General features: G+C 72.5%; 18 protein-coding genes. 7 read left to right on the top strand and 11 right to left on the bottom strand.

The window, feature by feature from the left end:
- The first annotated feature begins 104 nt into the window (after positions 1 to 104).
- Positions 105 to 1,262, top strand: a complete 1,158-nt coding sequence (locus LNK82_RS04755; RefSeq protein ID WP_230565687.1) for a DUF6801 domain-containing protein — start codon at positions 105 to 107, stop codon at positions 1,260 to 1,262.
- Between the two features lie 67 nt (positions 1,263 to 1,329).
- Here the strand turns inward: LNK82_RS04755 and LNK82_RS04750 are convergent, their stop codons facing one another.
- Together LNK82_RS04750 and LNK82_RS04745 are read right to left on the bottom strand one after the other, a co-directional pair.
- Positions 1,330 to 2,043 (bottom strand): hypothetical protein, encoded by a 714-nt coding sequence (locus tag LNK82_RS04750; RefSeq protein ID WP_230565686.1) that lies wholly within the window; start codon positions 2,041 to 2,043, stop codon positions 1,330 to 1,332.
- A 139-nt stretch (positions 2,044 to 2,182) separates the two neighbouring features.
- Positions 2,183 to 2,917, bottom strand: coding sequence for a GAF and ANTAR domain-containing protein (locus LNK82_RS04745; protein ID WP_230565685.1), 735 nt, complete (start codon positions 2,915 to 2,917; stop codon positions 2,183 to 2,185).
- 50 nt (positions 2,918 to 2,967) lie between these two features.
- Here LNK82_RS04745 and LNK82_RS04740 point away from each other — a divergent pair, with 50 nt between their 5' ends.
- Genes LNK82_RS04740 through LNK82_RS04730 form a run of 3 tightly spaced genes read left to right on the top strand, consistent with a single transcriptional unit; the run spans position 2,968 to position 5,891 of the window.
- Positions 2,968 to 3,654, top strand: a complete 687-nt coding sequence (locus LNK82_RS04740; protein ID WP_230565684.1) for a response regulator transcription factor — start codon at positions 2,968 to 2,970, stop codon at positions 3,652 to 3,654.
- Positions 3,655 to 5,010, top strand: coding sequence for a sensor histidine kinase (locus LNK82_RS04735; RefSeq protein WP_230565683.1), 1,356 nt, complete (start codon positions 3,655 to 3,657; stop codon positions 5,008 to 5,010). It begins immediately after the preceding gene.
- Positions 5,007 to 5,891, top strand: a complete 885-nt coding sequence (locus tag LNK82_RS04730; RefSeq protein ID WP_230565682.1) for a TAXI family TRAP transporter solute-binding subunit — start codon at positions 5,007 to 5,009, stop codon at positions 5,889 to 5,891. Before LNK82_RS04735 ends, LNK82_RS04730 begins: the two co-directional genes overlap by 4 nt.
- A gap of 191 nt (positions 5,892 to 6,082) precedes the next feature.
- On the opposite strand, the gene LNK82_RS04725 is transcribed toward LNK82_RS04730, so the two are convergent.
- From LNK82_RS04725 to LNK82_RS04690, 8 genes are all read right to left on the bottom strand, one after another.
- Positions 6,083 to 6,664 (bottom strand): DUF5655 domain-containing protein, encoded by a 582-nt coding sequence (locus tag LNK82_RS04725; RefSeq protein WP_230565681.1) that lies wholly within the window; start codon positions 6,662 to 6,664, stop codon positions 6,083 to 6,085.
- A gap of 9 nt (positions 6,665 to 6,673) precedes the next feature.
- Positions 6,674 to 7,639 (bottom strand): VWA domain-containing protein, encoded by a 966-nt coding sequence (locus tag LNK82_RS04720; RefSeq protein WP_230565680.1) that lies wholly within the window; start codon positions 7,637 to 7,639, stop codon positions 6,674 to 6,676.
- Entirely contained in the window at positions 7,639 to 8,520 is an 882-nt protein-coding gene (locus tag LNK82_RS04715) for a DUF58 domain-containing protein (RefSeq protein ID WP_230565828.1), read from the bottom strand. Before LNK82_RS04715 ends, LNK82_RS04720 begins: the two co-directional genes overlap by 1 nt.
- 65 nt (positions 8,521 to 8,585) lie before the next feature.
- Positions 8,586 to 9,617 (bottom strand): AAA family ATPase, encoded by a 1,032-nt coding sequence (locus LNK82_RS04710; protein ID WP_230565679.1) that lies wholly within the window; start codon positions 9,615 to 9,617, stop codon positions 8,586 to 8,588.
- A gap of 133 nt (positions 9,618 to 9,750) precedes the next feature.
- The gene (mobA, locus tag LNK82_RS04705) at positions 9,751 to 10,284 is read right to left on the bottom strand and encodes a molybdenum cofactor guanylyltransferase (RefSeq protein WP_230565678.1); all 534 of its coding nucleotides are present in this window, start codon (positions 10,282 to 10,284) and stop codon (positions 9,751 to 9,753) included.
- 20 nt (positions 10,285 to 10,304) lie between these two features.
- Positions 10,305 to 11,054: an MHYT domain-containing protein gene (locus LNK82_RS04700; protein WP_230565677.1), complete on the bottom strand. Its 750-nt coding sequence runs from the start codon at positions 11,052 to 11,054 to the stop codon at positions 10,305 to 10,307.
- Between the two features lie 147 nt (positions 11,055 to 11,201).
- Complete coding sequence (locus LNK82_RS04695; RefSeq protein WP_230565676.1) at positions 11,202 to 12,629, bottom strand: sensor domain-containing diguanylate cyclase; 1,428 nt, start codon at positions 12,627 to 12,629, stop codon at positions 11,202 to 11,204.
- Positions 12,626 to 13,417: an alpha/beta fold hydrolase gene (locus LNK82_RS04690; RefSeq protein ID WP_230565675.1), complete on the bottom strand. Its 792-nt coding sequence runs from the start codon at positions 13,415 to 13,417 to the stop codon at positions 12,626 to 12,628. The genes LNK82_RS04695 and LNK82_RS04690 overlap by 4 nt, the downstream gene beginning before the upstream one ends.
- A gap of 328 nt (positions 13,418 to 13,745) precedes the next feature.
- Between LNK82_RS04690 and LNK82_RS04685 the strand changes: the two genes are divergently transcribed.
- From LNK82_RS04685 to LNK82_RS04675, 3 genes are all read left to right on the top strand, one after another.
- The gene (locus tag LNK82_RS04685) at positions 13,746 to 14,492 is read left to right on the top strand and encodes an SAM-dependent methyltransferase (RefSeq protein WP_230565674.1); all 747 of its coding nucleotides are present in this window, start codon (positions 13,746 to 13,748) and stop codon (positions 14,490 to 14,492) included.
- Between the two features lie 47 nt (positions 14,493 to 14,539).
- Positions 14,540 to 15,334, top strand: a complete 795-nt coding sequence (locus LNK82_RS04680; protein ID WP_230565673.1) for a GrpB family protein — start codon at positions 14,540 to 14,542, stop codon at positions 15,332 to 15,334.
- Positions 15,335 to 15,418: 84 nt separating this feature from the next.
- A complete protein-coding gene (locus LNK82_RS04675; protein WP_230565672.1) occupies positions 15,419 to 16,201 on the top strand; it encodes an ion transporter in 783 nt (260 codons plus the stop codon).
- 27 nt (positions 16,202 to 16,228) lie between these two features.
- Here LNK82_RS04675 and LNK82_RS04670 read toward each other — a convergent pair whose 3' ends face one another.
- Positions 16,229 to 17,521, bottom strand: coding sequence for an NlpC/P60 family protein (locus LNK82_RS04670; RefSeq protein WP_230565671.1), 1,293 nt, complete (start codon positions 17,519 to 17,521; stop codon positions 16,229 to 16,231).
- Positions 17,522 to 17,529 lie beyond the last annotated feature (8 nt).

Genomic DNA, 17,529 nt, shown 5'->3' with positions numbered 1-17,529 from the left:
GCCCCCCCGCAGCCCGCCGTCGGCCCCCCCGGGGAGGTCCCCCCCCGGGGGGGGGCCGGGCGCGGGCGCCGCCCCGCCCCGACGTTTCTCCAGGAGGACCTGAGATGAGATTGCGGCACCGGGTGGCCGCGCTGGGTGTCACCGCGGTGGTGGTCGGCGGATCGGCCCTGTGGGGCGCGGGCGTCGGCAGCGCGGCGATGGCGAGGCTGACCCTGGTCTACAACTGCCCGTTCCCGTTGATCGGCGCGCAGGACATGAGCGTCGAGATCGTGGTCGAGGACCTCCCGGACACCGCGGTGGTCGGCGAACCCATCCCGGAGGCTCGCGTGACCGCCACCGCCACCGTGCCGGAGCTGGCGACGCAGGGCCTGGCGCTCGTCGGCGCGGCGACCGTGGAAGGCACCGCGTCGGCGCAGACCGTGATCGACAACGCCGGGTTGGTGCTCGACATCGTGCCCGACCTGACCGTGGCCAAGACCGCGGTCCCGCCGTCGGGCGAGTTCGACACGGTCGCCACGGGCGCCACGCCGTCGTTGAGCTTCCCCTTCGCGGGCACCACGACCATCGACGTCGGCGACTTCGTGACCACCCTGACCCCGCGCACCGCCGACGGTGGGGAGACGGGGCTCGGCACGTTCACCTCGCCGTGCACGCTCAAGCCGGGTCAGTCGACCCGCCTGTACGAGTTCACGGTGCAGCCAGAGGGCACCACCACAACAACGACGACGACCACAACGACGACGACCGACCCCACGACAACGACCACCACCACGGAGCCGACGACCACCACCACCGACTCCACAACCACGACAACGGAACCCACCACCACAACGTCGCCCACGACCACTACTACGGATCCCACCACGACCGATCCCACCACGACGACCACGACGACCACGACGAGTCCGACGACGACCACCACAACGACAACCACAACTACTCGGCCGACCACCACCACGACGACGAGCACGACCACCACTCAGCCGACCACCAGCACCACCACCACGAGGTCCACCACCACAACGGTTCCCACGTCCACCACCACGTCCACCACCACGTCCACCACCACAACCACGACGTCGGCCGGCAGCAGCACCACGACAACCACATCGCCGGCCGTGGTCCCGGTGTCGCACCCGGACAAGAGAGGGCTGGCCAACACCGGCTCCTCGATCACGGGCCCGCTGGTCCTGGGCGGTGCGCTCCTCGCCGTGGGCGCGGGAATCCTCCTCCACCTGCGCCGCACCCGTCGCCGCACGTGACCGGAACCCCTTGCGCACCAACGCGATCCGGTCCCCTCCGCGCAGCCCGGAGGGGACCGGCCCCGCGTCAGCCGGGCAGCGCGGGCAACTCTCCGAGCTGCTCCGGTGTCGGTGGGGTGATGTCGACCGGCTTGCCCCAGTCGCGGTAGTGCGCGACCACCTGCACCGGCTCACCGCCCTCGACCGGCGTGCGCGCCTCGGTCTTCACCGGCAGGTCCTGGTCGTCCACCCACAGCTTCAGCACCGACGCCCGACCGTCCACCGTGACGTGCGCGGTGTAGCGGACGGTCTGCCTGCCGGACACCGACTCCTCGGCCGTCTCGACGATCCGCGCGCCCTCCGGCAGCGCCTTGCGGATGTCGGCGGTGTCGCGGATGTGCACGGCGACGTCCGCCATGGCACGGGCCAGCGCGTTGGTCGGGTCGTCCGGGTCGATCCTGAGCCACGGCTTGTCCGGCTGCGGCGCCTGGCCTCGCGGTATCCGCACGAAGATGCCGTCCGGCACCATCACGTACGCGACCTCGTCGGCGTCGGCGATGGAGATCCGGCACGACGCGGCGAAGTCGGCGGTGCGCAACCCGCAACTGCCCTTGCCGTTGGTCGCGAGGTCCAGGTCGACGGTGACCGACCCCCTGCCCTCGGCGGCCACCCGGTTCGCCTCGGCCAGCGCCTGCGGCGTGTCGAACGTCCTCATCGTCGACGACGGGCCGTCGGCGCACGCGGTCAGCGCAGCGGAGACCACGACAGCGAATCCCGCCGCGGCGACACGGTTCTTGCGCATGCTCCTCCTCGGACCAGAATGGGGGAAATCGACTTTCTTCCCGACCACTCTAACCGCACCCGGAAGCACCGGAACCGATCCATTCACAGCTGTTGCGAAAAACAAAATTCGAATACGACTTCTGTCAGGCAGGTGATAATCACGGCTGTCTTCGCACCGAGGCGAGCAGGTTGCGGGCGACCTCCCGCAGCTTGGTGTTGCGCTGCTGCGACTCGGACACCAGCCGGCCGAACGCCTCTTCGGCGTCGACACCGTGCGCGGCCATCAGCACGCCCTTCGCCTGGTCGATCTCGGCACGGGACACCAGCGCGCGTTGAAGGTCCTCGACCAGCCTCCGGGACCGCTCGTACCGGCGGAACCCGTTGATCGTGGTGGACGCGGCGGTGACGAACAGTCGCAACAACGCCTCGTCGAACGGGTCGAACGCCCGCTCCTCGGAGCTGTAGAGGTTCAGCGAGCCGAGCACGTCGTCCTCGACCACGAGCGGCGCGGACAGGTAGGCCCGCACGCCCGCGCCCTCGGCGGCGGCGGCGAACTCGGGCCACTTGGCCCGGCCGTCCATCACGGTGGCCCGCACCGGCCGCTGGGTCCTGGACGCCTCCAGGCACGGGCCGTCACCGGCCGCGTACTGGTCGGCGTCGATGGCGAGGACCTTGTCGTCGGTGGCCGCCAGCGTGGAAGCCCCGTCGGCGTCGATCACCGTCACGCTGGCGTTCTCCGCGTCGGGGATGACCCGCGACGCGGATTCGGCCAGCTGCTGCAGGGCTTCCTTCAAGGTCTGGCCGTCGGCCAGCACACCCGCAAGCGCTTCCAACGCCTCGCTGGCCTCGTCCAGCAGGACCGCGGGCACGTGCTCGTCAATGCTCACAGCCACTTGTTTACACCTCAACGGCCATAATCGCCCCAACCAAAGGGGGTGGACGGGTGCGCGTGCTGCTCGTCGAGGACGACGACGGGGTCGCGGACGCCTTGGTCGAGGCGCTGGAGGCCAACGACCACCGGCCGAGCCGGGTGGCGCGCGGCGCGGACGCGCTCCTGGTCCACCGCGACTTCGACCTGCTGCTGCTCGACCTCGGGCTGCCCGACACCGACGGGCTGGAGGTGTTGCGCAAGATCCGCAAGGTGTCGCCGGTGCCTGTGCTGGTTCTCACCGCGCGGGGCGACGAGCGGTCGATAGTGCGCGGTCTCCGGCTCGGCGCGGACGACTACCTGGTGAAACCGGTCCGCCTCGGAGAGTTGCTCGCGCGGATGGACGCGGTCGCGCGGCGCAGCGCGGCGCTCACCGGGCCCAAGGACCGCACGGTGCGGATCGGCGACGTGGAGATCGACTTGGAGGGCAGGCGCGTGGTTGTGGGCGACGCGGAGGTCTCGTTGACCACCAAGGAGTTCGACGTGCTGGCCGCGTTGGCCAGCCGCGCGGGCACGGCGGTCAGCCGCCAGCAGCTCATGGACGAGGTGTGGGGTGACGCGTACCTGGCCGTGTCGCGGGCGTTGGACGTGCACCTGGCCGGGCTGCGGGCCAAGCTGGGTCGTCCCGGCCTGCTGACCACCATCCGGGGTTTCGGCTACCGGCTGGCCGTCGGCGGGGCCGAAGAGCAGACGGGCAAGTGAATGCGCCGCCGCCTGCTGCTGGTGCTGCTGCTGTTCTCGGCCGCCGCCGTGGCCGCGTTCGCCGTGCCGCTGCTGTCGTCCACGGCCGCCGAGCGCACGCAGCGGTTCGTGCTGACGCGCACCGGTGACCTGGACCGGTTCGCCGCGCTCGCCCAGCAGGCCGAGACCACCGGCGACAAGGCCGCGTTGGAGGACGAGGTCGCCGCGTACGTCGAGCTGTACGGCGATCCGGTGGTGGTCGTCGACGCACGCAGGCAGCCGGTCGCCCAGGCCGGGCTGACGTCGGACGACCCCGCGTTGGCACGGGTGCTGGACGCCGCGCTGCGCAACCAGCCCGCGTCGTCGGTGCCGACGCTGACGCCCTGGTCGTCGGGGCACGTGGTGTTCGCCCGGCCGGTCGGCACGGGCACCAGGGTGGCCGGGGCGGTGGTGCTGCGCGCGTCGGTGGACCGCGCGGCGGCGGACGTGACCACGCGGTGGCTGCTGGTCCTCGGCGGCGCGCTGGCGGCGGCCGTCATCTCGATCCTGCTGGTGCTGGCCGTCACGCGGTGGCTGCTCAAACCGCTGGCCGAGCTGGCGATCGGCGTCCGGGCGGTGGCCGCCGGCGAACGGCGGGCGCACGTGGCGGGCAGCAGCGGGCCGCCGGAGGTGCGGGAGCTGTCGGAGTCGTTCAACCGGATGTCCGACGCCGTGACGGAGGCCGCCGACCAGCAGCGACGGCTGATCGCGGACGCCTCGCACCAGTTGCGCAACCCGATGGCGGCGTTGCGGCTGCGGATGGACACGTTGAGCGGCCAGGTGAAGCCGGAGGGCGTGCGCGCGTACACGGCGGGCGTGGCCGAGATCGAACGGCTGGAGTCGCTGCTGGACGGCCTGCTGGCGTTGGCGTCGGCGGAGAGCGCGGCCACCGAGGTCGCGGCGGGTGGGCGTGAGCCGGAGGTGGCCGATGTCGGCGCGGTGGCCGTGGACCGGGCCGGGTTCTGGCAGGTGCCGCTGCCGCGGACGCCCGCGTTGGCGGTGCTCGTCCGGTGCCCGGAGTCGGACCTGGCGCAGGTGCTGGACGTGCTGCTGGACAACGCGGTCAAGTACGGCGGCGCGGTGCGGGTGTCGCTCGGCGCGGACCGTGCGGCGGGCGTCGGCTGGGTGGAGGTCCACGACGACGGACCGGGGCTGAGCGAGGAGGAGTTGGCGTTGGCCACGTCGAGGTTCTGGCGCGGGCGGTCCGGGCGACCGGGCACGGGGCTCGGCCTGGCGATCGCGGACCAGTTGGTCAAGGCGCGCCACGGCGTGCTGCGCCTGTCGTCGGGCGACGGGTTCACCGCCCGGGTCACGCTGCCGTTGGAGCCGGCGCTGTGAACCGGCGGGTGTTCCTGCTCGGGTTGCTGGCCGCCGGGTGCACGAGCGGCGCGCCGTCGGGTGAGCTGGCCATCGCCGCCGGTGAGCGCGGCGGCATGTACTTCGACTTCGCGACCCTGCTCGCGGAGCAGTTGGTCGACGTCCGGGGCCGGGCGTTGGAGACCGAGGGCAGCCTGGCGAACCTCGCGTTGCTGGCGTCGGGCGAGGCGCAGGTCGCGTTGGTCCTGGCCGACTCCGCCCTCGTCGCCGATCCGGGGCTGGAGTTGCGCGCGTTGGGCCGGGTCTACGAGAACTACCTGCAGCTGGTCGTGCGCGTGGACGACCCGGCGCGGGTGCCCGCCGACCTGGCCGGGCGGACCGTGTCGCTGGGCGCGGAGGGTTCCGGCGCGTCGCTGTCCGGTGAGCGGATGCTCGTCGCGCTCGGCCTGCGCGACTCCGTTCGGGTGGAGCACCTGAGGCTGGGTGACGCGGCGGAGGCGTTGGCGCAACGGCGGATCGACGCCCTGCTGTGGTCGGGTGGCGTGCCGACGCCGACGTTGGACGGCCTGCCCGGCATCCGCTTGCTGCCGTTGGCCGAGCTGGTGCCCGAGCTGCGTGCGGCGCACGGTTCGGTGTACGAGCAGGTGCCGGTGCCGGTGGGCGTGTACGGCGCGAGCCGCGAGGTGCCCACGATCGGGGTGGCGAACCTGCTGGTGTGCCGGGCGTCGTTGCCGGACGACGTGGCCGCCGCCGTCACCCGGACCCTGATCTCCCGTGCCGCCGCCCTCGTCCCCGGCCAAACCCTGGGCACCCAGTTCCTCGACGTGCGCAGCCTGATCGGCACAGCCGGCCTCCCCCTGCACCCCGGCGCCGCCACCACCTACCGCAACCTCCACGGCTAACGGCGTGTCGAACACTCAGGTCCCGCGTGTCGAACCTCCAGGACCACCGTGTCGAACCTTCAGGACCCCTGAGTTCAACGCTCAGGACGGCGAGCCATGTTCTGGATGTTGAACTCGAGGGGCCTGAGCGTTCGACACGGTGGGCCTGAGCGTTCGACACGCGGGACCTGAAGGTTCGACACGCGCGGGGGTCAGGAGTTGGCGATGTAGGCCTGGCGCAGGCGGGTCAGGGTGTCGTCGTCGATGTCGTCGGCGCTGCCGATGCCGATCCGCAGGGTGATGGTGTCGTTGCCCAGCGAGCCCGCCGGCTCCAGGCGGCCGGTCGGCTCGTGGCCCGCGAGGCGCAGGCCGAGGTCGACCCGGGTCCGCGTGCTCGCCTTCACGATCGCGAACGTCCGGCGCGGCGACACCAGGGCCACGTACGTCTTGCGCGCCTGCACCCTCATCGGACCCAGCAACGCGGCCTCGGCCAGCAGCCGGTCGAGGATCGGCCGCAGCTCGGGCCGGTCGGCGTACTGGGCGTCCACCAGCTCGTCCGACGACGCGCTCAACAGGTCCGGGTAGCCGAACCGCTCCATCACGAGCAGCATCTGCGGATACCCCGTCACGCCCTGCTCGCGCAACCAGACCCGCAGGTCACACTCGTTGTCGAGGCCGGACGACAAGACCCGCCGGTTCCACTCCGGCACGCCCTCGCCGGTGCCGCGGCGCAGCAGCGCCACGGACCAGTCGACCATCTCCCGCCAGTTCTCCGCCACCACCACGGGCGACATACTGCCCGCTCACGGCAGACGTTGCCCGAAGAGCAGCGCGCCCGCCACGGCGATCATCCCCAGCACGGTGCCCAGCGCCACCCACGGCCGCGACGCGTCGGCCTGCTTCTTCTCGTACCCGATCTGCTCGCCCAGCGTGTCGTACACCCGGCGCAGCTCCTCGGCGCTCGCGGCCTTGAAGAACTCCCCGCCGGACAGCTTCGCGATCTCCTTCATCGAGTCGTCGTCCACCGGCACCTCCTGCCGCCGGCCCTCGATCTCGACCACGCCCTCCTCGGTGCCGAACGAGATCGTGGAGATCGGGACGCCCGCCGTCTTCGCGTCCTCGGCCGCGTCGAACGCATCACGCGTGCCGACCGTCTCCTTGCCGTCGGTCATCAGCACGACCCGAGCGGGCGGTGGCCCGTCCGCGCCGCCGACGACCTTGCCGAACGAGTCGATCGCCGCCAGCGCCGCCACGATCGCGTCACCGGTCGCGGTCGACTGGGCCAGCTTCAGCCCGTCGATGCTCTGCGTGACCGCCGCGCGGTCGGTGGTCGGCGCGACCAGCACGGTGGCCGAACCGGCAAACGAGATCAGCCCCAGGTTGATGCCCGGCGTGAGCCCGTCGGCGAACGACTTGGCGGCCACCTGCGCGGCCTCCAACCGGGACGGCTGCACGTCGGTGGCCTTCATCGACAGCGACGTGTCGATCACCAGCATCACGGTCGCGCGGTTGCGCGGCACCTTCTGCTCGGCGGTGGGCCCGGCCAGCGCCACGGTCAGCGCGATGAACGCGACCATCAGCAACGCCACCGGCACGTGCTTGTACCAGCCCTGCCGCTTGGGCGCGACCTTCTCCAGCATCGACAGGTTGGCGAACCGCAGCATCCGCTTGCGCAGCACGCGTTGCAGCACCACGTAGAACGCGGCGAGCGCCACCACGCCCACCAGCAGCACGAACCACCACGGCGCGGTGAAACCCGACAGGCTCATCAGGCCACCCCTCCCGACCAGCGGCGCTTGCGCGCGACGACGAACCGCACGGTGTCGGCGATCCAGTCCGAGTCCGTGCGCAGCACCAGGTGGCCCGCACCGGCGCGACGCAGTCCCGCGGCCACCTCGGCGCGGTGCTCGGCCGCCGCCGCGGCGAACTCCCGGCGCAGCAGCGGCGACGCGACGACTTCCCGCTGCCTGCCCGTCTCGGGGTCGGCCAGCACGACCCGGCCCACCTCGGGCAGGTCGATGTCACGCGGGTCGATCACCTCGATCGCCACCAGGTCGTGCCGGGCGGACAACGCGCGCAGCGGGCGCTGCCACTCCGTGCCGCCGAGGAAGTCCGAGATCACCACGACCAAGCCGCGCCGCCGCGGCGGGCGGCGCAGTTGCTCGACCACGTCGGCCAGCGAGCCGCGGGTGCCCTCGGGCGCTCGGGGCGTCTCGGCGACCTTGCGGATCAGGCCGCGCGAGTGCGCCAGGCCACCGCGGGCGGGCACGCGGACGAGGTCCTCGCCCGTGGAGACCAGGGCGCCGATCCGGTTGCCGCCGCCACGGGTCAGGTGCGCCACCGCGGCCGTCGCGGCGACCACCAGGTCGCGCTTCTCGCACGCCGCCGTGCCGAAGTCGAGGCTCGGCGACAGGTCGACCGCGAGCCACGTCTCCAACTCGCGGTCGGCGACGGTCTCGCGGATGTGCGGCACGGTGGTGCGGGCGGTGACCGCCCAGTCCATCCGCCGCACGTCGTCACCGGGCTGGTAGGGCCGCGCCTCGCCGGGCTCGGAGCCCGGTCCGGGCACGAGGCCGAGGTGGTTGCCCTGGAGCAGCCCGTCGAGCCGGCGGCGGACCTCCAGTTCGAGCGTGCGCAGCGCCGCTTCCATCCGACCGCCGTGCAGCACCGGCGGCGCCCAGCCCGGCCGGTCGGCGACCTGCGGGTCCGGCTCGGTCACGGCCTGCCCGCGGGCTGCGGCGTCTGCGGACGTGCGGAGACCTGCGGCAGCGGCACGGTCTGGAGCACGCGGGTGATGATGTGGTCCAGCGGAACGCCGTCGGCCAGCGCGTCGTAGGACAGCACGAGGCGGTGGCGCAGCACGTCCGGCACCACGTCCACGACGTCCTGAGGCAGCACGTAGTCACGCCCGCGCACCAGCGCCAGGGCGCGGGCGGCGGCGATGATGCCGAGGCTGGCGCGCGGCGAGGCGCCGTAGGCGACCCACCCGGCCACGTCGGTGAGCTGGTGCTCCTTGGGCGCGCGGGTCGCGATGACCAGCCGCACCACGTAGTCGACCAGCGCGTGGTGCACGAAGACCCGGGAGGCCACGCCCTGGAGGCGGACCAGCTCGTCCGGGCCGAGCACCTGGCTGGGCACCGGCGGCTCGACGCCCATCCGGTAGACGATCTCCCGCTCCTCCTCGGCCGTCGGGTACTCGACCTGGATCTTGAACAGGAACCGGTCGCGCTGCGCCTCGGGCAGGGGGTAGACGCCCTCGTTCTCGATCGGGTTCTGGGTGGCCAGGACCAGGAACGGGGTGGGCATCGGGAACGTCTTGCCGCCGATGGACACGTGCCGCTCGGCCATCACCTCGAGCATCGCCGACTGCACCTTGGCGGGCGCGCGGTTGATCTCGTCGGCGAGGACGAAGTTGGCGACCACGGGGCCGAGCTCGACGTCGAAGCTCTCGCTGCCCTGGCGGTAGATGCGGGTGCCGAGGATGTCGGCGGGCACCAGGTCGGGGGTGAACTGGACGCGGGAGAACGAGCCGCCGACGACGTTCGCGAACGTCTCGACGGCCAGCGTCTTGGCCACGCCGGGCACGCCCTCCAGCAGCAGGTGGCCCTTGGCCAGCAGGCCGACGAGCATCCGCTCGACCAGCCGGTCCTGACCGACGATCACCCGCTTGACCTCGAACACGGTGCGTTCGAGCAACTGGGCGTCACGAGCCGGCGTGTGGGACGCCTCGGCGGCGGGCTCGGACAAAGGTCCTCCTCGACAGGGTTGTGCGACTGTGCCCAGTCTCCCCTGCCGACGGTGTGGCTCTTGTGAAGGGGTCCGACCCGGGAAACGGGCAGCGATGCAGCTCACGCCCATTTCACCCGATCTTGGTCGCCCGTCAGGGGGACAGATCGCGCGGGGTGTCCACGTCGCGCGCCTCGCCCGGCCCCGCGGCGACGGCCACCGGGTTCAGCGGCCCGAGGACCGAGCGCATCGAGACGTCGCGCGGGTCGGCGGGCACGGCTGCGCGCAACGACCCGGTGCGCCACGCCCCGGCGAGCCACTGCGACCGCCCCTCCTCGTCCACGAGGACCGCGCCGACGTCGCCGACGGCCGCGAGCAGCCGGTCCACAGTGGACCGGGTGATGCCCGGCTGGTCCACCGCGAGCACCACCACCAGGTCGGTCGCGACGTGCGCGAGTCCGGCGGCCAGCCCCGCGACCGGCCCGCCGCCGGGCGGGTCCTCCCGCGCCCACGTCACGCCGGGCACGTCGTCCTTGCGCGGGCCGACGACGACGGTGCGCCGCGCGAGCGCGACCGCGTCCAGCACATGGGCGAGCAACGTGCGGCCGTCGACCACTACCGACGCCTTGTCCACGCCGCCCAACCTGCTGCCCCGACCACCCGCCAGAACCACCGCCGACCACGCCACGCGGCCCACCGTAGCCGTGCCTACGCGGTCTCCCCCACCACCTCGTCGTCGGCGGTGAAGAGCATCCACAGCAGTGCCGCCACCACCAGGGCGCTGGTCACGAACACCGGGAACACCAGGTCGAACACGGCGGTGCCCTGCGGCGAGGCCATCGTCGGGTCGGTCGTGACCCGCACCGCGGCCATGCCGGTGTAGTGCATGCCGGTGACCGCCACGCCCATGATCAACCCCGCCGCGACCCTGGCCACGCCGGTCTTGACGACCAGGGTGAACCAGAACGCGGCGGTCGCCGCCACCACCGCGATCGCGCAGGACACCACCACGAGCGCCGGGTCGTAGGTGATCCCGCCGCGGAACCGGATGGCCGACATGCCCAGGTAGTGCATGCCCGCCACGCCCAGCCCGGCCAGCGTGCCGGCGACGAGCAGCCGCATCCTGGTGAACCGGACGAGCGTCACCAGCGACAGCCCGAGGCCGACCACGCCGATCGCCACCACCGCGGACAACGCGGTCAGCGGCACGGAGTACTTGATCGAGGCGCCGGGCACGTCGAAGCCGAGCATGGCGATGAAGTGCATCAGCCAGATCGCGACGCCACCGATGGCGAACGCGCCGAACACGGTCCAGCGCGCCTTGGTGGCACGGGTCGGCTCGCCCTGGGCGCGGGCCATGCAGGCCAGGCCGATCAGCGAGCCGATGACGGAGACGACGTAGGCCAGCACCAGCGTGGACAGGCCGTCGGAGAAGTGCCGCAGCGAATCGTGGTTCACACTCAACCCTGACCCAGCGTCACCACGTTCATGACGTTAGTCCAGATGATTTCATCGATCGGACATGAATTCGAGCTCTTTCTCTACGTACAGTAGTCATCGGCTGGGCTGAACGGACCACGCCAACCCCAGGCGGGTGAGGGCGGCTCAGCCACCGGCACGGCGGCCCACCACCCGGTTGCGGCCCGCGTCCTTGGCCTCCAGCACCGCCACGCTGGCCTCCTCCACCGCGTCGGTGACGGACGCGCCCGGCGCGACCTCCACCGCGCCGATCGACACCGTCACCACGCCGCCCGTGTTGCCCCGGTGCTCCAGCCCGAGCCGCTCCACCGCCTGCCTGATCCGCTCGCCGGACGCCAGCGCGCCGGCCAGCCGCGTGCCCGGCAGCAGCACGGTGAACTCCTCGCCCCCGTACCGGTAGGCGCGATCACCCGCGCGGGTGGTGCGGTCGATGGCCTCGGCGACCTTGCGCAGCGTCTCGTGCCCGGCCAGGTAGCGGTAGAGCGTGTTGTAGCTGTGGAAGCGGTCGATGTCGACCAGCAGCAGGCTGTACGGCTCGCCGGCGCGGTTGCGGCGGGCGTGGTCGACGTCGAACGTCGCCGGGTTCGGCAGGCCCGTGCGCTGGTCGATGGTCGCCGCCTCGGCCAGCGCGCGGTTCTCCGCGTGCAGCTCCTCCAGCCGTTCGGCGAGCCGGTCGACCTGGTGCTTGCGCGCCAGCGCCCAGTCCTCCAGGTCCTGGTCGTAGACGGCGACGCCCACCGGGCCGATCGTCTTCGCCCGGTACATGGCCAGATCCGCCTGGTGCAGCAGGTCCTCCGCGCCGTGACCGGGCCGGACGAACGTGATGCCCGCCGACACCGACACCCGGATCACGCCTTCGTCCAACGTGATCGGTGTGGCGATGACGGTCAGGATCTCCTGCGCCGCGGCGATCGCCTGCTGCTCGTCCAGCTCGTCGAGCAGCACGACGAACTCGTCGCCGCCGAGCCTGGCCGCCGTGCCGCGGCCGGCCACCACCGCGGCCAGCCGGGACGCGACCAGGCGCAGCACGTGGTCACCCGCCGCGTGCCCGTGGCGGTCGTTGACGTCCTTGAACTGGTCGAGGTCGAGGAACACCAGCACCGGACCCGGCGCGCCGCGCACGGCCTGCTCCAGCCGCGGCAGGAACCCGGTGCGGTTCACCAGGCCCGTCAACGCGTCGGTGTTGAGCCTGCTGCCCAGCTCGTCGGCCGTCTCCGCCCAGCCCGTGACGTCGAGCGCGACCACCACCAGGCCGCGCACGTCCGGGTCCTCGCTCAGGTCGCGGGCGATCAGGTCGACCCTGCGGTGCACGGAGCCCTCCACGGGCACCGCGCACGTCAGCCGCGACGCGCCCGCGCGGCCCGCCGCTTGGAGGAACGTGCCGACCGCCGCCGAGTCGCCGTTCGCCACCAGGTCGGGCAGCAGGCCGGACGCGGCGCCGAACAACCGCCGGGCGGCCGGGGACGCCCACCGCACGCCCAGGTCGCTCGGGTCGACCACCAGCACCGCGGCGTCGGCCCGGTCGAGCACCGCCTGGTGGAAGCCGCCGTTCATCGCGACGCGCTGAGGAACCGCAGCAGGGCGCGGTCGAACTCGTCCGGCCGGTCGAGGTTCACCAGGTGGGCGGCGCCCTCGACGACGACCTGCTCCGCGCGCGGCGCGGAGGCGAGCACGAGATCGGCCACCGCGCGGATGTCCGAGGAGTCGAGGTCGCCGACGACGACGAGCGTCCGCGCGGTGAGCTCGCCCAGCCGGTCCACGGCGTGCACCTCGTCCGGCATGGTCGTGAACACGCCGCTCGACACGGCGTGGACGGTCAGGGCGCGGCACAGCTCCCGCACCGCCGGGTCGACCTCGTCCGGCGACCGGTGCGGACCGTCGACCCACATCCGCAGCACGCACTCCGCGACCTCGTCCACGGTGGTGGCCGCCCGGATCCGCGTGAGCTGGTCCAGGATGAACGGGTCCTCGAACTTCATCCCGCTGACGCCCGGCCCGACCAGCACCAGGTCGGCCACCCGGTCGGGGTGGGCGACCGCGAAGTCGATCGCGGTGCGGGCGCCGAGCGACAGGCCGACCAGCACCGGCCGGTCGAGGTCCAGCACGTCCAGCAGGTCCCTCAGGTCTTCGTGGTGCGAGTAGGGGCCGGTGATCGGCGACGACTCGCCGTGCCCCCTCGCGTCGTACCGGACCACGGTGTGGTCCCGCGCCAGCAGGTCGAACTGGCGGTCCCACATGGCGCCCCCGAGCCCACCGGCGTGCAGCAGCACGACCGGCGGCCCCTCGCCACGTCTGTGATAGGTCAATTCGCCGTCGTCGAGAATCAAGCGGCCGGCCGTCATGGTCCCCCCTGGACTTGACTTCCTCCCTCAGACCACTGACGCTACCGAATCCGGGCCGCGCATTCGGGTGATCAGGAGCATTTCTCCGCATTTTCAGGGTCACAATTCCGCGATGGTGCCGAATAGGGTTCATATCCACCCGTAGTCCACAGTGGACAAACCAAGTGAGACGGGCAGGGATAAACCGGTGGACAACGCCCGCGGTCCTGCCTAACCTCGCCGCCGTCCATCCTCACCAGTGCGAACGAGGTGCATTGCATGCCCGTCCGGGCCACGGCCGCCGAGCGGCCGATCACGCCGACCTTTCCCCTGGACGTGAGGACCGGAAGTGGACATACCCCGTGGTTTCACCATCCGTGAAAGCACCCACCGCATCCACAACCCGCTCGACGACGCCAAGTTGGCCGTCCTCGGGCGGGCGCTGCGCCCGGAACCCGGGTGGCGCGTGCTCGACCTCGCCTGCGGTTCGGGCGAGATGCTGTGCACCTGGGCCCGTGACCACGGGCTGACCGGCACGGGCGTCGACCTCAGCCCGACGTTCCTCGCCTCGGCGAAAGCCAGGGCGGTCGAACTGGGTGTGGCCGACCGGCTGGAGTTCGTGCACGGCGACGCCTCGGGCCACGTGGCCGACGAGCCGGTGGACATCGCCGCGTGCGTCGGCGCGGCGTGGATCGGCGACGGCGTGCCCGGCACGGTGGAGCTGCTGCGGCGCAGCCTGCGCCCCGGCGGCCTGCTGCTGATCGGGCACCCGTTCTGGCGACTCGACCCGCCCGACCAGGCCGCCGTGGAAGGCAGCCACGCGAGCAACCGGGACGACTACCTGTCGCTGCCGGGGCTCCTGGCGCAGTTCGACGGGTTGGGCTGCGACGTGGTCGAGATGGTGCTGGCCGACCAGGACAGCTGGGACCGCTACGTCGCGGCGCAGTGGCTCAACACCCGCCGTTGGCTCGACGAGAACCCGGACGACGAGTTGGCGCCCGCGATGCGCGCCGAACTCGCGGCCGGACCGGCCCGGTACGCGCGCTACCAGCGCGAGTACCTGGGCTGGGGCGTGTTCGCCTTGATGGACCGCTGACGCGGAGCGCGGGCCCCGGGTTCCGGGGTCCGCGCCATCATGGGCGCATGGATGAACGGCGACTGCTCGTCGAAGTGGTGTCCGCGCCGGCCGTCGCGGACCGGTTGCGCGCGCTGGACGTGACGGGGTTGGTGACCGTGGCCGAGCCGCCCGGGCCCGCCGCGCTCGTCGTGAGCGGTGTCGAGGACCCGCGGGCGGACGTCGTGGTGGACGGTCCCGGCCGGGTGGACGCGCTGTGGTCCGAGCGGATCGCACCGTTCGCGCGCCGGTTCGCGGGCATCGACCCGCCACCGCGCACACCGCCCGTGCTGGAGGAGCACGACCCGCGGCTGCCCGTCGTCGCGCGCCGCCTGCTCGACCGGCTGCGCGCGCACCTCGCCGAGCCGTCGTGGAGCTACGAGCACATCGGCTCGACCGCCGTGCCGGGGTTGCGCGCCAAGCGGTTCGTCGACCTCCAGCTCGGCGTGACCGCGTTGCCCGACCCCGACGCGCTCGACCGCGCGATGACCGCGCTGGGCTTCCGCGCGGCCGCGGGCGCCCGCCCCGACTCCCCCGGCGTGACCCACGACTGGCACACCGACCCGGAGGTGCCGCCGGAGCGGTACCGCAAACGGCTCTACGTCCGCCCCGACCCGGCGGAGACCGCGATCCTGCACGTGCGGCAGCTCGGCAACCCCTGGCGTCGGCGGACGATCGACTTCCGCGACCGGCTGCGCGCCGACCCGGCCGTGCGGAAAGCGTACGAGGCCGCGAAACTCCGTGCGGCGGAAGCACATGCCGGAGACGACGACTACGACGACTACACCCGCGCGAAATCGGATTTCTTCCGCTCGACCAGGTGAATTCCCTCAAGCCGTACGGCCGACCCGCCGATGGGGCGGTGCTCGATCGAGCAAGATCCCCGACGCGTGCAGGAGGAGTTCGGCATGGCTTTGCGCGACCGCGTCCGCGATGTCGTGGACGGCAGGCGCTTCCAGCGGATGGTCATCGCGGTGATCGTGGTCAACGCGGTCACCCTCGGCTGCGAGACGTCGACGGCACTGGTCGCGTCCTACGGCGACGTGTTCGACGTGCTGGACCGCACCGCCCTGGCGATCTTCGTGCTGGAACTGGCCGCGCGGCTGTACGCGCACGGCCCCCGGTTCTTCCGCGACCCGTGGAACGTCTTCGACTTCGTGGTCGTCGGCGTCTCCCTGCTCCCAGCGGCCGGTCCGCTGTCGGTGATCCGGGCCCTGCGCATCCTGCGCGCGTTGCGCCTGGTCGCGATGGTGCCGAGCATGCGCCGCGTGGTGACCGCGCTGGTGAAGTCGGTCCCGGGCCTGCTGTCGCTGTCCGGGCTGCTGGTGCTGATGCTGTACGTGGGCAGCGTGGTCGCCGTCAACCTGTTCCGCGCCGGCGGCGATCCCCGGTTCGGCGACCTCGGCGCGACCGTCCTGACGCTGTTCCAGCTCACCACCGGCGACGGCTGGTCGGACGTGATGCGCGACCTGATGGTCACCCAGCCGCTGGCCTGGATCTTCTTCGTGCTCTACCTGCTGGTCGGCACGTTCACCATGCTGAACCTGTTCATCGCGGTGGTGTGCAGCGCGATGGAGTCCGAGGCCTCACCGCGGCCCGGCGCGTCCGACGACGTGCTGCTGGAGGAGATCAGGGCGCTGCGCGAGGAGGTCCGCGAGCTGCGGCTGGAACCCGTCGGCGACCGGCGTTGACCCGGGTGCGCGGGTGACCGGCGACGGCTACAGCAGGCGCGTGGCGTACGGCATGATCCCGCCGTAGCGGACCGGGGCGACGCGGACGTGCGAGCCGGAGTACGGCGCCTCGACCATCATGCCGTCGCCGAGGTAGAGCGCGACGTGCGTGCCGCCGTTCGGCCCCCAGAACAGCATGTCGCCGCGCCGCGCCTGGGCGAGCGGCACCTTGCGGCCCGCGTGGTACTGGTAGCCGCTGTAGTGCGGCAGGTAGACGCCGACGCCCGCGAACGCGTACATCATCAGCCCGGAGCAGTCGAAGCCGACGCTGTAGTAGTCGCCGTGCGCGTCGCCGACGCCGCCGTCGCGGATGCCGACGGTCGGGCCGTGGTAGTTGCCGCCGCCCCACGAGTACCGCACGCCGAGCTGCTGCAGCGCGCGGGTGACGACGGTCTCCACACCGTGGCCGCTCGGCGCCGCGACCGTCGGCGGTCGTGGCGCCTGGGGCGCCGCCGCGGCGGCGAGGGCGGCCAGGCGTGCGGCTTCCTCGTCCTGGCGGCGCTTGTCCACCAGCCACCGGTCGTACTGGGCGCGTTGGTCCTCCAGCCCTTCGACCGCGGTCAGCGCCTGGTTCAGCTCGCCCTCCACGCGTGCCTTGTCGTCCTGGATGCTGCGCGCGGCGGCGGCCTGGCCCTGCTGCGCCTGCACGGCGGTGGCCTGCGCCGCGTCGGCGTCCCGCTTGGCCTGGTCCGCGGCGGCCTGCGTCCGGTCCGCCAAGTCGAGCGCGGCACGCGCGGCGGAGTCCTTGTTCGCCTGCTCGGCGCGGGTGCGCTCGACGTCGTCCAGGGCGTCGAGGCTCGACTCGCTGACGGCCTGGAGCAGCTGCGCGCGCGCGAGCAGGTCCTGCGGGCTGGTCGCGCCGAAGTAGGCCGAGACCGAGCCGACCAGGCTGCCCTGCTCGAAGCTGGCGGCGGCGAACTCGTCCAGCCGCACGCGGGCGTCCTCGACGGCCCGGGCGGCGGCGTCGGCCTCGACCCGCGCCGCGTCGGCGTCCCGGCGCGCCCGGTCCGCCTCGCCCTGGGCGGTGTCCAGGTCGACCCGCGCCTTGTTGGCCAGTTCCAGCTTGAACGCGACCTCGTCGGTAAGGTCGCGCAGGCGCGCCTCGGCGTCGGTGAGCCGACCGGTCAGCTCACCGACGTGGGCCGCCTTGGCGTCGGCCTGCTGCCGGCCGGCGCTGATCTCGGCGTCGCTGGGGTTGGGCGGCGGTGGCGGCGTGGCGTGCGCCGTGCCGCCCAGCCCCACCGCGGTGGTCAACGCGATCACGATCGCCCATCGAGTCACGACTGCCG

The organism is Saccharothrix luteola, from assembly GCF_020859565.1.
Lineage (GTDB): Bacteria > Actinomycetota > Actinomycetes > Mycobacteriales > Pseudonocardiaceae > Actinosynnema > Actinosynnema luteola.
This window is presented reverse-complemented; position numbering and strand designations above follow the sequence as displayed.